Source organism: Nocardia sp. NBC_01327, from assembly GCF_035958815.1.
GTDB lineage: Bacteria > Actinomycetota > Actinomycetes > Mycobacteriales > Mycobacteriaceae > Nocardia.
On record NZ_CP108383.1, the window covers coordinates 3,097,027 to 3,111,195 of the forward strand.

The 14,169-nt window shown below is 66.4% G+C and carries 13 protein-coding genes and 2 pseudogenes; 8 read left to right on the forward strand and 7 right to left on the reverse strand.

Translation table 11 applies throughout. The features are described 5' to 3' along the window. Positions 1-150 precede the first annotated feature (150 nt). The 5 genes and pseudogenes from recA (at position 151) to OG326_RS13750 (ending at position 4,397) form a co-directional block, all read left to right on the forward strand. Complete coding sequence (gene recA, locus OG326_RS13735; RefSeq protein WP_327145013.1) at positions 151-1,191, forward strand: recombinase RecA; 1,041 nt, start codon at positions 151-153, stop codon at positions 1,189-1,191. A 786-nt stretch (positions 1,192-1,977) separates the two neighbouring features. Further along, positions 1,978-2,625 (forward strand): annotated as a pseudogene (gene recX / locus OG326_RS13740) (recombination regulator RecX); the annotation flags it as partial. Positions 2,626-2,805: 180 nt separating this feature from the next. After that, positions 2,806-2,970, forward strand: a pseudogene (locus OG326_RS43015) (recombination regulator RecX); the annotation flags it as partial. A gap of 305 nt (positions 2,971-3,275) precedes the next feature. Beyond that, on the forward strand, positions 3,276-3,725 hold the full coding sequence (locus tag OG326_RS13745; RefSeq protein WP_327145014.1) for a hypothetical protein: 450 nt from the start codon (positions 3,276-3,278) through the stop codon (positions 3,723-3,725). A 45-nt stretch (positions 3,726-3,770) separates the two neighbouring features. Beyond that, positions 3,771-4,397, forward strand: coding sequence for a hypothetical protein (locus tag OG326_RS13750; RefSeq protein ID WP_327145015.1), 627 nt, complete (start codon positions 3,771-3,773; stop codon positions 4,395-4,397). 37 nt (positions 4,398-4,434) lie between these two features. Here OG326_RS13750 and OG326_RS13755 read toward each other — a convergent pair whose 3' ends face one another. From OG326_RS13755 to OG326_RS13775, 5 genes are all read right to left on the reverse strand, one after another. After that, the gene (locus OG326_RS13755) at positions 4,435-4,719 is read right to left on the reverse strand and encodes a hypothetical protein (protein WP_327145016.1); all 285 of its coding nucleotides are present in this window, start codon (positions 4,717-4,719) and stop codon (positions 4,435-4,437) included. Positions 4,720-4,888: 169 nt separating this feature from the next. After that, a complete protein-coding gene (locus OG326_RS13760; RefSeq protein WP_327145017.1) occupies positions 4,889-5,779 on the reverse strand; it encodes an amino acid ABC transporter permease in 891 nt (296 codons plus the stop codon). After that, a complete protein-coding gene (locus OG326_RS13765; RefSeq protein ID WP_327145018.1) occupies positions 5,776-6,456 on the reverse strand; it encodes an amino acid ABC transporter permease in 681 nt (226 codons plus the stop codon). The genes OG326_RS13760 and OG326_RS13765 overlap by 4 nt, the downstream gene beginning before the upstream one ends. Before the next feature lie 97 nt (positions 6,457-6,553). Beyond that, positions 6,554-7,387 (reverse strand): glutamate ABC transporter substrate-binding protein, encoded by an 834-nt coding sequence (locus OG326_RS13770; protein ID WP_327145019.1) that lies wholly within the window; start codon positions 7,385-7,387, stop codon positions 6,554-6,556. Positions 7,388-7,416: 29 nt separating this feature from the next. Continuing rightward, positions 7,417-8,145 carry an amino acid ABC transporter ATP-binding protein gene (locus tag OG326_RS13775; RefSeq protein WP_327146478.1) on the reverse strand — a complete coding sequence of 243 codons (729 nt, stop codon included), beginning with the start codon at positions 8,143-8,145 and terminating at the stop codon, positions 7,417-7,419. A gap of 166 nt (positions 8,146-8,311) precedes the next feature. On the opposite strand from OG326_RS13775, the gene miaB reads away from it, so the two are divergent. Both miaB and OG326_RS13785 read left to right on the forward strand, forming a co-directional pair. Continuing rightward, complete coding sequence (gene miaB / locus OG326_RS13780; RefSeq protein ID WP_327146479.1) at positions 8,312-9,880, forward strand: tRNA (N6-isopentenyl adenosine(37)-C2)-methylthiotransferase MiaB; 1,569 nt, start codon at positions 8,312-8,314, stop codon at positions 9,878-9,880. Positions 9,881-10,145: 265 nt separating this feature from the next. After that, the gene (locus tag OG326_RS13785; RefSeq protein WP_327146480.1) at positions 10,146-10,724 is read left to right on the forward strand and encodes an Rv2732c family membrane protein; all 579 of its coding nucleotides are present in this window, start codon (positions 10,146-10,148) and stop codon (positions 10,722-10,724) included. 79 nt (positions 10,725-10,803) lie between these two features. On the opposite strand, the gene OG326_RS13790 is transcribed toward OG326_RS13785, so the two are convergent. Beyond that, entirely contained in the window at positions 10,804-12,216 is a 1,413-nt protein-coding gene (locus tag OG326_RS13790) for an MFS transporter (protein ID WP_327145020.1), read from the reverse strand. A gap of 70 nt (positions 12,217-12,286) precedes the next feature. Between OG326_RS13790 and OG326_RS13795 the strand changes: the two genes are divergently transcribed. Continuing rightward, positions 12,287-13,297, forward strand: coding sequence for a GlxA family transcriptional regulator (locus OG326_RS13795; protein ID WP_327145021.1), 1,011 nt, complete (start codon positions 12,287-12,289; stop codon positions 13,295-13,297). Here OG326_RS13795 and OG326_RS13800 read toward each other — a convergent pair. After that, on the reverse strand, positions 13,287-14,099 hold the full coding sequence (locus tag OG326_RS13800; protein WP_327145022.1) for a phosphatase: 813 nt from the start codon (positions 14,097-14,099) through the stop codon (positions 13,287-13,289). The two genes, OG326_RS13795 and OG326_RS13800, sit on opposite strands and share 11 nt — an antisense overlap. Positions 14,100-14,169 lie beyond the last annotated feature (70 nt).

Here is a 14,169-nt window from a genome sequence, read left to right on the forward strand (position 1 = left end):
TGACTTCGAGGTGAGATCCGCGTGTCGGGTGGCGCGTTGCTTGCGTCGAACACCTGTTCGTCTAAGCTCGGCGTCGGAACTTGTCGGTGCCGCCCTCTAACGTGGGCGCCAACCACAGAATGAGACTCACCCGTCGAGAAGGGGACCACGATGGCACCACAGGCATTCGATCGCGACAAGGCACTCGAGTTGGCATTGGCGCAGATTGAGAAGGGCTTCGGCAAGGGCGCCGTCATGCGCCTGGGCGATGAGACCCGCCAGCCCATCGCCGTGATTCCGACGGGATCCATTGCGCTGGATGTCGCGCTCGGCATCGGCGGTCTGCCGCGCGGCCGCATTGTCGAGGTCTACGGTCCGGAATCCTCCGGTAAGACCACCGTCGCCCTGCACGCGGTGGCGAACGCGCAGGCGCAGGGCGGTGTGGCGGCGTTCATCGACGCCGAGCACGCGCTCGATCCCGACTACGCCAAGAAGCTCGGCGTCGATACCGACGCACTGCTGGTCTCCCAGCCCGACACCGGTGAGCAGGCGCTGGAAATCGCCGACATGCTGGTCCGCTCCGGCGCCATCGACATCATCGTCATCGACTCGGTCGCCGCCCTGGTGCCGCGCGCCGAGATCGAGGGCGAAATGGGTGACAGCCACGTCGGTCTGCAGGCCCGCCTCATGAGCCAGGCCCTGCGCAAGATGACGGGCGCCCTGAACAATTCGGGCACCACCGCCATCTTCATCAACCAGCTGCGCGAGAAGATCGGCGTCATGTTCGGCTCGCCCGAGACCACCACCGGTGGTAAGGCGCTGAAGTTCTACGCCACCATCCGCCTGGACGTCCGCCGCATCGAGACCCTCAAGGACGGCACCGACGCGGTCGGTAACCGCACCCGCGTGAAGGTCGTCAAGAACAAGGTGGCCCCGCCGTTCAAGCAGGCCGAGTTCGACATCCTCTACGGCCACGGCATCTCCAAGGAGGGCTCGCTCATCGATATGGGTGTCGAGCACGGCTTCGTCCGCAAGTCCGGCTCCTGGTACACCTACGAGGGCGATCAGCTCGGCCAGGGCAAGGAGAACGCCCGTAAGTTCCTGCTCGAGAACACCGATGTGCGGGACGAGATCGAGAAGAAGATCAAGGAGAAGCTCGGCATCGGCGCAGTCGTCACCGCCGACGCCACCGAGGCCGCGGCCGACTTCTAGTCGATGACCGATCGGAACGCCTCCGGGTCCCGGCCCACGTCGCCGGGACCCGAAAGTTCCCGCCTCGACGCGGTGGAACGCCTGCGCCGCCAACTGGATTCACTGGCAGCCCGCGGCCGCACCCCCGCCTCGAAGCGCTACGACTCCGACCCCTGGGCCGCCTCCAGCCGCTGGACCGAGTCCGGCGCCCCCACCCAGCCCAGCACTCAGGAAGAGCCCGCCGCCCGAGAAGACTCCCGCATCCGCGAGGAGTTCTCCTCCCGCAGCGGGTCCGACTTCCGCGACGGCTCCGACTCGCGCAATAGGTCCGGGTCGCGCCGCGGATCCGGTTTTCGTGGCGAGCCTGAATCGCGCGGTGGATCAGAGTCGCACGGCGGGTCTGGTTTTCGTGACGAGTCTGAATCGCGCGGTGGATCAGAGTCGCACGGCGGGTCTGGTTTTCGTGACGAGTCTGAATCGCGCGGCGGATCAGAGTCGCACGGCGGGTCTGGTTTTCGTGACGGCTCCGGTTTTCGTGACGGCTCCGGGTCGCGCCGCGGATCCAAGTCTCGCGACGGGTTCGGTGACGAGGGTGGCTTGCGTGACGGATCTGGTGAAGAGGCCGGCGCTCGGAGAGGTTCGCGCTCGCGCGGCGCTCGTGCCGAGTCGGATTCCGACGGCGATTCCGAGGCCGGATTCGACTCCGAAGGGCAGTCGTCACAGCGTCGTTCGCCCGATGCCGGTCGGCATCGGCCGGAGGGGCAGCGAGAGGAAGCGCCGCCCACTTCGGGCGGTGCCGGCCGGTCCATTACCGACCCAGACTCCTACTTCGCGGATGATCGCCCACGCCGGCGTGGGCGATCCAGGAACTCGCGGGACACGGAAACCGGTACCGGCGAGGCGAATTCCGGCTTCTCCGACGACGCGGATTCCTCGCGTGACCGTCGCTCCCGCGGCGGGCGCGGCCGTCCCGGCGTTGTCGAACCGCTGCCCGGCGGCGGCACCGATGCGCAGGCGAAGGAAATCTGCCTGCGCCTACTCACCGACCGTGCCCGCAGCCGCTTCGAGCTGTCGGATCGCCTGGCCGCCAAGGGTTTCTCCGTCGAGGTGGCCAACCGCGCCCTCGACCGCCTCGCCGAAGTGGGCCTGGTAGACGACGCCGCCTTCGCCCAGCAGTGGGTCTACTCCCGCCACACCTACTCCGGCAAGGGCAAAAAAGTCCTCACCGAGGAACTCCGCCGCAAAGGCATAGCCCCCAACCTCATCGAAGAGTCCCTCTCCACCATCACCCCCGACGATGAGCGCACCCGAGCCACAGACCTGGTCACACGCAAAGCCCGCACCCTCCCCCCGGACCTGCCCCGCGACAAGGCCACCGCCCGCCTGGTAGGCATGCTGGCCCGCAAAGGCTACGACCCCTCCACCGCCTACTCGGTAGTCTCCGCCGAACTAGCCACATCCACCTTCCCCGACCCCCGCAGGCAGGAAAAGCCACGCCAACCAGCGAGGTCGAACCGCCCACAACCCCGCACCACCGATGATTCGGACGACGGCACCCACGACTCGGACCCATCGCCCGACCCCACCGCAACCGATCCGCCCTCCTCAGCAGACCAGGCCGCCGAAGACCAAGAGACCGCCACCGCCCTGATCCGCCGCAAAATCCGCTCCCTCCCCCCAAACCTCGACCGCGACAAAGCAACCCGCCGCCTGGTAGCCCTACTAGCCCGCCGCGGCTACAGCCCCTCCACCGCCTACTCCGTAGTAAAACAAGAGCTCGCAGCCGCCAACTTCGTGTAGCCAAATTCCGCGAGAGCCACTGGCAGTCGGAACCAAGCAGCGCGTGACCATCCCCACCCCGCAAACCTCACGCCACCAGCAACGCGCGCACTCCCGGCGTCGGCCCTCTCTCATCGAGCAGGAACTGACGGCAGAGTCTTCTCGCACAACGCCGCCACCAGTTCCTAATGATCTTGACCATCGAAAGGGCTCTCACGGTGGCCTTCCACGGCGTGTCGCCGCCACCAGTGCCCTCTCGATGCAATGGGCGACTGTGTGTGGCTAATTCTGTTGTGGTGCGGCTGGATTCTATATATGAGTGGGTTGTGCAGCAGTTGCTAAGGCTGGCGGGGGTCGTGCTCGGTGCGGGGGCGACGTTCGTGGTGACGATGATGAACGAGCGGGCGAAGTGGCGGAGGGGGCAGGACACTCGGTGGGATGACAAGCGGCTTGCCGCCTACAGCGAGTACGCGAATTCGCTGAAACAGTATGTGCAGGTTTCGTATCGACTGGCAGCAGCGCGCGATTACCCTGCGGTGGCGCTGCCGATCGATATCGATACGGGTATGCGGCTATTGGCTGAGGCGGAAGCGGACAAGACCATCAAGTGGGAAACCGTTCTGCTGCTGGGGTCTCCAGAGGCGGTGGCTGCGGCACGCAGTTGGAACCGGGCGGCATGGGAGCTCGGCTGGCCGGCGCGGGGGCATGCCATCGAGCATGCGGAAACGTTCGCCTGTACTCCGAAATGGGGCGTGGCTGCCCCCGGCTGTTGCTGAGGAAACGGCTTGATGGGTGGACGATGCGGCGCCAGGATTGCCCACGTGGTTGATGATTTGGCAGCGGCGTTCGGGGCGTATCCCCGCAGGGCGGTGCTGGATCGGTGCCCGCACTGTGGGCCGCCGGTTCGGGTGGATGAGTGTGATCTGTTCTGGCTCAGCATCAAGCTCGGCAATACGGTGGGTGGGCGTGAGGATGTGAAGGCGCTGCTACCGATGTTGTTCGAGCGATTGATTACCTCGGATGAGCTGGATGCCGGGATTGTTTTGGGGAAGTTGGGGCAGGAGCAGTGGGGGAGTTGGCCGTTGGGGGAGCAGCGGGCGGTTGAAGAGTTTCTGGATGCGGTGTGGCATCGGGTGCTGGGTGAGTTTCTGGCTCGGGTCGGAGTGTTCACGGGCGCACGGGAGTTCCTCGATGGGGTGGCGTCAGCGGGGATCGGCCCGGCGCGGTATCTGGTCGCGTGGGAGAACATTGCAGGTCGCTCGGCGGACCGCCATCTGGCCGCGCTGGTGAACGAGATGGTTCGGATGTCGGACTCGAAGGATGCGATAGCCGCGTGGGTCCGGCGAGAAGCTGTGCGGGAGAGGTTGTTCCGGGCCTACGAGCGCGATCACGCGGCTGCTTGGGCGGATTACTTCGCGCGAGCGTATGACCTCGCGTGCCTGTTGTGAAGCGTGGCGCTGCGGCAGGGTGGTGAAAGCTGGCGGCTCAGTGGACTATTCGGCCGCGGAGACGGGTGGGGGCGGGGCCACGACGGGGGTGGCGGGTGCCGGCTGGGCTCACGGGGCGAGGTGTGGCCGACCGGGGGAGGGGGAGGCGGGAGGGCGCGGGCTCGCGGCGGAGGGCGTGGGCCAGGCGGGTGCGGGCGTCTTGCATCAGGAGGGTGCCCAGGGCTGCGGCGAGGGCGGTGCAGAGGGCTGCGAGGGGGGTGAGGACCGCGACCGTGATCAGGCCGAGGAGGAATTGTCTTCGGGCTCTGTCCTCTTCGCTCATATAGAGCAGTATGCGAGGAAGGATTGCCGGTTGTCCGAGGCTCGGGGACATTGGCCCCAACTCGAAAGCTGAGGTGAGCTGCACGAGTGAACGCGAACGGTCATTCGGGGGGAACGAGATGTGCCCCAGCCCGGGAATTGCATTCCGTCCCGGGCTGGGGCGACAGGAACTACGGGCGGGGTGCGCCGGTCAGGTTCATACCCGGGGCGCCGGTGGTGATGTTGGCGCTCACTACGGTCGATCCGCGTTTGCGGGTGCGCAGCCAGCGTTCGAGTTGGGTGGCTACGACGCTGAGGGTGTAGTTCAGGGTGATCATGATGGCGGCGATCACCAGCAGTGAGGGGACGGTGTTCTGTTCGGCGGCGCCGAGTTGTTTGCCGGCGCGGACTACCTCGACGAAGGTGATCTGGTAGCCCAGTGCCGAATCCTTCAGTGCCACCACCATTTGCGAGACCAGGGCGGGCAGCATGGCGGTAATGGCCTGTGGGAGCAGGATGACGCGCATGACCTGGTTCTTGCGCAGGCCGAGCGCGACTGCCGCCTCGGACTGCCCCTTCGGCAGTGAGCGAATGCCCGAGCGCACGATCTCGGCGATGACCGATCCGTTGTAGATGGTCAGCGCGGTCACCACCGCCGCCAGCGCCAGCTGATCGGAGGGGAAGAGGTTCTTGGTCGAGAACAGGGCGAACAGGAAGATCATCAGGATCAGCACGGGGATGGCCCGCGCGACCTCGACCACCGCGCCCGCGACCACCCGCACGATCCGATGCTCGGACAGTCGCAGAATGCCGAACACCATGCCGATCACCAGCGCGAAGACGATCGACAGCACCGCCGCCTCGATGGTCCCGCGCAGACCCGGCAGCAGATACGTGGACCAGATCTGCCCGTCCAGGAACGGTTTCCACTTGGCGGCCTCGAACTGACCCTTGCTGTCGAGGGCGTGCAGCACGAACCAGGCGGCCGCGGCCAGCACCACCACCACGCCGACCGAGTACAGCCGGTAGCGCAGCCGAGCCTTGGGCCCCGGGGCGTCGTAGAGGACCGAAGCCGAGCTCATCGGGCTACCTCGTATCGTTTGGCCAGCCAGCCGAAGAGCAGGCCGGTGGGCAGGGTGAGGACCACGAAGCCGAGCGCGAAGATCGCGCCGATGGCCAGCGGCGCGGCCTCGTTCTCGTTCATGGTGTCCATGAGCAGTGCGGCCTCACCGACGCCGATCACCGATGCGACGGTCGAGTTCTTGGTGAGCGCGATGAACACACTCCCCAGCGGCGCGATGACGGCCCGAAAAGCCTGCGGCAGCACCACGAGTCGCAGATTCTGCAGGAAGGTGAAGCCCAGCGAGCGCCCCGCCTCCGACTGCCCCAGCGATACCGTATTGATGCCCGCGCGCAGCGATTCACAGACGAAAGCCGCTGTGTACACACTCAATCCGAGAACGGCGAACCGGAAGTTGTTTTCCGCCAGATCATTAGGCCCGGCAGGCGCCAGCTTCACGCCGAGCGTGGTGTACAGCCCGATCGAGCAGAAGATGATGATCAGCGTCAGCGGCGTATTGCGAAAGGTGTTCACGTACGCGGTGCCGAGCCAGCGCGCGACCGGTATCGGCGACACTCGCATGGCGGCGATAATCGTGCCGAGAATCAGCGCCAGCACCGCAGAATACGCCGTCAGTTTGATGGTCACCCAGAACGAATCCAGCAGCTGGGTCTGATATTTCGAGATCAAGTCGAACACGGCGTCCGCGCCCCTCCGATCGCAGTAACTCTGAGTGCAGTAACTACTGAAAGCCGAAGCGTGCCGGGCGAATCAACGCCCGGCACGCGATATCAACTCAGTACCGATCGACCTGCGGCGGCGCGGGAACCTGGAATCCGGTTCCGGCGAAGTTCTTTTCGAGCGCGGCCTTCCACGCACCGGTGGAGATCATGGCGTCGATGGCGTCATTGATCTTGGTGCGCGATTCGGTATCGCCCTTCTTGACGCCGATGCCGTACTTCTCGACGGTGAACGGCGCGCCGACCACCTTCAGCGCACCCGGATTCTGCGCCGCATAACCGCGCAGAATCACATCATCGGTGGTGACAGCGTCGACCGAGCCGGACTTGAGCGCCTCCACACACAGCGAGTACGTGTCGTACTCCTGCAGCTGAACTTCCTTGGCATACTTGTCCTTCACGTTCTGCGCGGGAGTCGAGCCCTTCACCGAGCACAGCTTCTTATTGCCGTTCAGCGAATCCGCACCGGTGATATCGGTATTGTCCGAACGCACCAGCAGCGACTGCCCGGTCAGCAGGTAGGGCCCCGCGAAATCGACCTTCTCCTTGCGCGTATCGGTGATCGAGTAGGTGGCGGCGATGAAATCGACCTGCCCGTTCTGGATCAGCGTCTCGCGCTGCGCGGACGGCGCCTCCTTGAACGTGATGTTCTCCGGCTTCACGCCCATCTTGTCGGCCACGAACTTGGCCACATCCACATCGAAGCCGCTGAACGAGCCGTCCTTATTGTGCAGGCCCAGACCCGGCTGATCGTATTTGATTCCGACGGTGAGCTTTCCGTCGGCGGCGTGCTGGCTCGCGGTCTTATCGCTGCCGCCACCACATCCGGTGGCGACGACCGCCAGGGCAACCGCCCCGGCGGCAACCTTGAGCACGTTATTGAGCCTCATCGAAAATCCTATTCTGTAGGGAGAGCAGGTCAGTGGCTGAGGATCTTGCCGAGGAAATCCCTGGCGCGTTCCGATTTCGGTGCGGTGAAGAATGATTCGGGCTCGGTGTCCTCGACGATCTGCCCGTCGGCCATGAACAGCACGCGATTGCCGGCCCGGCGCGCGAACCCCATCTCATGGGTGACCACCACCATGGTCATGCCGTCCTTGGCGAGCTGCACCATCACATCGAGGACCTCCGACACCATTTCCGGGTCGAGTGCGGAGGTCGGCTCGTCGAACAGCATCACCTTCGGATCCATGGCGAGCGCCCGCGCGATGGCGACACGCTGCTGCTGTCCACCCGACAGCTGCGCCGGATACTTGTCCGCCTGTTCGGCAATGCCCACGCGCTCCAGCAATTCCATGGCGCGGGCGCGCGCGGTCGTCTTGTCCAGGCCGCGCACCTTCACGGGCGCGAGCATGACGTTTTCGACAATCGTCTTGTGCGCGAACAGATTGAAGGACTGGAACACCATGCCGACATCGGCGCGCAGTTTGGCCAGGGCCTTGCCCTCATCGGGCAGCCGCACCCCGTCGATGGCGACCTCACCCGAGTCGATCGTCTCCAATCGATTGATGGTGCGGCACAGGGTCGACTTGCCGGAGCCGGAGGGTCCCACCACGATCACGACCTGCCCGGCGGGCACTTCGAGATTGATGTCACGCAGCACGTGCAGCGAGCCGAAGTGCTTGTCCACACTCCGCATCGAAATCATCGGCGCGGACTTGCTGACGGATACAGGCGCGTCGGTCATGAATTGTGACCTTAGAGGCACTGTGCCCGAAATGCTCGTCTTTGGTTCCCGCATCGGTACCTTGCGCCGAGTCGACACCCGCCCGTAACCCTGGCTGGGCAGCGATTACCCTGGTTGGGTGAATTCGTTGGGGCAGGTTTCAGCACGTGGCGCGGTAGCCGAGCGCGATGGCGAGCAGGAAGCGCGAACCTATGAGGTGCGCACGCACGGCTGCCAGATGAACGTGCACGATTCCGAACGCCTCTCCGGATTGCTCGAAGACGCCGGATATGTGCAGGCCAACCCCGGCGTGATCGCGGATCTGGTGGTGTTCAACACCTGCGCGGTGCGCGAGAACGCCGACAATAAGCTGTACGGCACGCTCAGTCATCTCGCGCCGATCAAGGCCGAGCGCCCCGGTATGCAGATCGCGGTCGGCGGCTGCCTCGCCCAGAAGGACCGCGACACCGTCGTCAAGAAGGCGCCGTACGTGGACGTGGTGTTCGGCACCCACAACATCGGCTCGCTGCCGGTGCTGCTGGAGCGGGCCCGCCACAATGAAAAAGCCCAGGTCGAAATCATCGAATCCCTGGAGGCCTTCCCCTCGACCCTGCCCGCCAAGCGCGAATCCGCGTACGCCGGCTGGGTGTCGATCTCGGTGGGCTGCAACAACACCTGCACCTTCTGCATCGTCCCGGCCCTGCGCGGCAAGGAGGTCGACCGCCGCCCCGGTGATGTGCTCGCCGAGGTGCAGGCGCTGGTCGACCAGGGTGTGCTCGAGGTGACCCTGCTGGGTCAGAACGTCAATTCCTACGGCGTCTCCTTCGCCGACCCGACGCAGGAGCGCGACCGCGGCGCCTTCGCCAAACTGCTGCGCGCCTGCGGCAGCATCGAGGGCCTGGAGCGCGTGCGCTTCACCTCCCCGCATCCGGCCGAATTCACCGATGACGTCATCGAGGCCATGGCCGCCACCCCGAATGTCTGCCCGCAGCTGCACATGCCGCTGCAATCGGGCTCCGACCGGGTGCTCAAGGCCATGAAGCGGTCGTACCGCAGCGCCAAATTCCTCGGCATCATCGACAAGGTGCGCGCCGCCATGCCGCACGCCGCCATCACCACCGACATCATTGTCGGCTTCCCCGGCGAGACCGAGGAGGATTTCCAGGCGACGCTGGATGTGGTGCGGCAGGCGCGGTTCACCAGCGCCTTCACCTTCCAGTACTCCATCCGCCCCGGCACTCCCGCCGCGGATATGCCCGATCAGCTGCCGAAGGAAGTCGTGCAGGAGCGCTATATTCGACTCATCGAACTGCAGGAGCAGGTCTCCCTCGAAGGCAATCAGGCGGTGGTCGGCACCACGGTGGAACTGCTGGTCGCCGAGGGCGCGGGCAAGAAGAACGCGGCAACCGCGCGCATGAGCGGCCGCGCGCGGGACGGCCGCCTGGTGCACTTCCGCCCGACGGCGGATCTGCCCGCGGGCTCGGAGATTCGCCCCGGCGACATCATCACCGTCGAGATCACCGGTGCCGCCCCGCACCATCTGATCGCCGATGCCCCCGTGCAGACGCACCGTCGCACCCGCGCCGGTGACGCGCACGAGCTGGGCATCACCCCGAAGACCGCACCCATCGGCGTCGGCCTCGGCCTGCCGCAGATCGGCGCGCCGATCGTGGTGGAAACCGCCGCGGCGGGCTGCGGTTCCGAGTGCGGCGCCTGACGGGTCGAGTGCGGTCGGTGCTCCACAATCACGCGGCCGATCGGCAGCGCCCGGCGATCAATCCGACACCGCGTAGTAGGGCGGATCGGTGCGGGAGCATGATGGGTCGACACCCCTCCAGGACGACTCAGGATCACAGCGTATGACCGAGCAGCAGCCCACCGGCCCCGACGAGGCTCGCGAGCCGAGCGACGCGCGACCGGAAGATCAAGCCGCACAGCCTGATTCGGCGTCGACACCGGCGCCCGAAGCGAACGAGGAGAGCATGAAGTCGGCCGAGAACAGTCAGGACTTCGAGCAGTTCCGGGACGACCTGGAAGCGGTCGAGCGCAAGATCGCGGGGGAGATCGATCCGGGCGTGCGCGCCATGGTGGTCGCCGGTGCGGTGTTCGTGCTGCTGCTCTCGATGGTGCTGCCGCATGCCGGTCATGCCCGCGGCTTCGACGTCATCATGTACGACGCCGCCGCCAAGGCCGAGCACATCGGACTGCCGTCCCGCGTCTTCGAATGGTTCGTGCTGGTCTTCGGCATCGGCTTCTCACTGCTCGCCCTGATGACCCGCCGCTGGGCGCTGGCCTGGATCGCGGTCGCCGGGTCCGCTGTCGGCAGTGTGTTCGGCGTCTTCTCCATCTGGCATCGCAACACCCCCGGCCTGAACAACTATCACGGTGCGGGACCCGGCTTCGGCCTGATCCTGTCCGCCGTCGCCATTGTGGTGCTGACCTTCCACTGGGTGCGCGTGGTGTGGGGCCGCACGTCCGTGCACCTCGCCGCCGAGGAGCAGCGCCGCCTGGCCGCCGCGGCCGCCGAGGAAGCCAGTCGCCGCCGCCTGTTCGGCGAATAAGCGAAGACAAGGCCCGGCGGTCACCGAATTCGGTGACCGCCGGGCCTTTTTCGTGCGCTGTTCAGTTTTCGCGTGCTTCTCAGCGTGGCTCGGCCATGGTTTTCGGCCGATACGCCAGACCGGCGAACATGGCCGCGATGCCGACGACCACCATGTAGATCCAGCCCGCCCGGAATTCCCCCAGGGTCCGCTGCGTGCCCTCGCCGAGTATCGCCATCAGAATCGCGACGCCGAGCGCCGAAGCGGTCTGACGCGCCATCATGAGGGTTCCCGAGCCCAGCGAGATCTGATCGGCGGGCAGCAGCGCCGCGGATCCGAACAGCGGGGGCTGCAGCAGTGCGGTACTGGCTCCGGCGAGCACACTGCCGGGCAGTATGACCAGCGCATACGAATCGGTGAACCCACTGCTCACCGCCCACCACGCGCAGCCCACCGCCAGGCTCGCACCACCGAGCGCAGCCGAGGCGCGCGCACCGACCAGGGCGACGAAGCGCCCGGAGAACGGTGAGAGCAGCAGGCAGCTGATCGGCATGGGCGCGACGCCGAGGCTCGACGCCAGCACCGAATAGTGCCAGTGCTCGGTCAGGAACAGCGTCGCCTCCAGAATCATGGCGGCGAAGGCCAGGTAGTAGCAGAACACTCCGAAGGTGGCGGTGCGGAAGAGCTTGTGCCGCAGGACGACCGGACTCACCACCGGATCCGGATGGTGCTGCACGTGCCAGGCGAACCAGCCCGTCAGCACGACGGCGGCAGCCAGGCAGCCGAGCGTGGCCGGACCGGTGTACCCCCAGGTGGAGGCCTGTACGAATACCGTCGTGAAGCCTGCGGTCGCACCGAGAATCAGCAGCGCGCCGAGCAGATCCAGCCGCCGCTTCGCATGCAGCTTGATATCGGGCAGCACCACAATGCCGAGAATGAAGGCCGCCAGCGTGAACGGCACATTCAGGAAGAAGATCCACCGCCACCCGGCCTGCAGGAGCAGTCCGCCCAGCACCGGTCCGCTGGCCGCGCCGGCGGCGGCAATGGCGGTCCAGATGCCCATGACGGTGGCGTGTTCCCGGCGCGGGAAGCTGGGCAGCACCAGCCCCAACCCGGTTGGCACCAGCAGTGCCGCCGCCGCGGCCTGCACCACCCGTGCCGCGATGAGCGTCCCCAGCGTCGGGGCGACACCGCAGGCGATCGAGGCCAGGCCGAAAAGCGCTATGCCGATGAGGAATCCGCGCTTGCGGCCGGTGTCGTCGGCCAGTCGCCCGGCCGGTACGAGCAGCGCCGCCATGACGATGGTGTACGCGTTCAGCGTCCACGACACCGCGCTGGTGGAGGTCCCGAAGGTCGCCTGCAGGGTCGGGAAGGCGACGGTCACCGCGAAAAGATCGAGAATGGCGAGGAATTGGGCAATGCCGGCGATGGCCAGGATCTGCCACCGCCGGGGGTTCGGCGGATCCTGCGACTGCTGCCGCAGCGCTGCTTCCCGTTCGGTCGTTGTCGTCATGATTCGACTATGCGACCTGGGGATTCCGGCGAACAGTGGCAGGAATGCCATGATGCGCTAGGATTCTGACATGGACCAGAACGGCTCCGGAACCCGTACCGACCCCGGCACACTCGCGGTCGCCGTCGCGCCGGGCATGCCGATTTTCGAGGTCGCCATTCCCTATCAGGTGTTCTACGAGCCGCCGCTGGGCGTCGATCCGGACTCCTGGTATCGCTTCCAGCTCTGCGGGCCGCGCGGCGCCCGGTCGGCGGAACTGCGAGATCCGTTCGTGGCGTTGACCGATCACGATTACGACGATCTGGTCCGCGCGGATACCGTCATCGTCCCGTCCGTGCCGAATGTGCGCGAAGACCCGCCCGCCGATCTGGTGGACGCCGTTCGCGCGGCCTACGAGTCCGGCGCCCGCGTCGCCTCGCTGTGCACCGGAGCGTTCGTCCTGGCGGCCGCGGGGCTGCTCGACGGTCGTCGCATGACCACGCACTGGCGGCATATCAGCGCGCTCTCCGAACGCTTTCCACACCTCGAGGTCGATCCGTCGGTGCTCTATATCGACGATGGCCGCATTCTCACCAGTGCGGGCACCATGGCGGGAATGGACCTGTGCATCCACCTGATTCGCAAGGATCTGGGTTCGGGGGCGGCCAATGCCGCCGCCCGCTATCTGGTGGTGCCGCCGCACCGGGCGGGCGGGCAAGCGCAGTATCTGGAATCGCCGGTGCCGGTGTATCCCGACGACAGCGGTCTGTCGGCCACGCTGCAGTGGGCCATTCACCGCCTGGATCAGCCGCTCACCGTCTCGGATCTGGCCCGGCACGCCAATACCAGCGAACGCACGCTCGCCCGCCGCTTCCATGCCGAACTGGGCGGCACCCCGCTGCAGTGGCTGCTCACCCAGCGGCTGATCCGGGCGCGGGAACTGCTGGAGGCCAGCGATTTTCCCGTCGACGCCGTGGCCGAACGCTGCGGTCTCGGCACCGCCGCCAACCTGCGCGCGCACTTCGGCCGCGAGGTGGGCGTCTCACCGAGCGAGTACCGCCGCTCTCATCGCGCCAGCAGGCATGAGGTCGTCACCGGTTGAGATCGGCTGTGTCGCTGTAGGAATCGGCCAGGATGTAATCGGCCAGCAGTCCGTACCTGTCGGGTTCGATGCCGTCATCGAGCGGGACCGCCACGGCGACCGTGCCCTCCTCCTCGCCGACGAACAGGGCCGGATCATTGCAGTCCGCGAACCCGATGGCATCCAGACCCGCCTGCGCCGCTCCACCGCACCAACCATGATCGGCGACAACAAGATCCGGCATCTGCGCACCGGTGTGCGCCAGCTCCGCGAGCACGATCTGCACCGGCTCGGCCGAGTGCGTATGGATCGGCCCGCCCGGATCGTGCAGTGTCGCGACCCCCAGGAAGAAGTCCACCTCCAGCCGCTGAATTCCGTACCGCGTCTCACCGTCGTAGCCGAGTCCCGCACCGGCATTCACGACCGTGCCGCCCGCCTCCTCCAGCGCCGCGGCCAGCAGTTGATAGAACGGCCCCAGCGTGCGCGGATGCCCGGTGGCGAACAGCACCCGCTGCCGATCCCGCAGTGCCACCCGGAATCTCGCGGCATACCGGTCCAGCGCCGCGGCCGTCCGCTCCGGATCGATGGTGTCCACCCCCCGCCGGAAATTCAGCCGCGGACTCACCCCCACCTTCCGTGCCATCAACTCCAGCACCGCATCCGCACTCCACTGCGGCCCCGGATCCAGCCCGAACAAATAATCCGGATCCCGATGTGCCAGCAGCAGATAATGCAGCAGATTGTTCTCCCGAGGCGTGGCCACCCGCCCCGCCATTCCGGTCGCCAGCAGATGCGCGATAAGTGCTTCCCGGTTCGGTGCCATCCCGCGAGCCTAACGCCGCTCCCCACCCAGCGCTGGTTTCATCTGCCCCCCAAGGGAATCCACCCCTCCG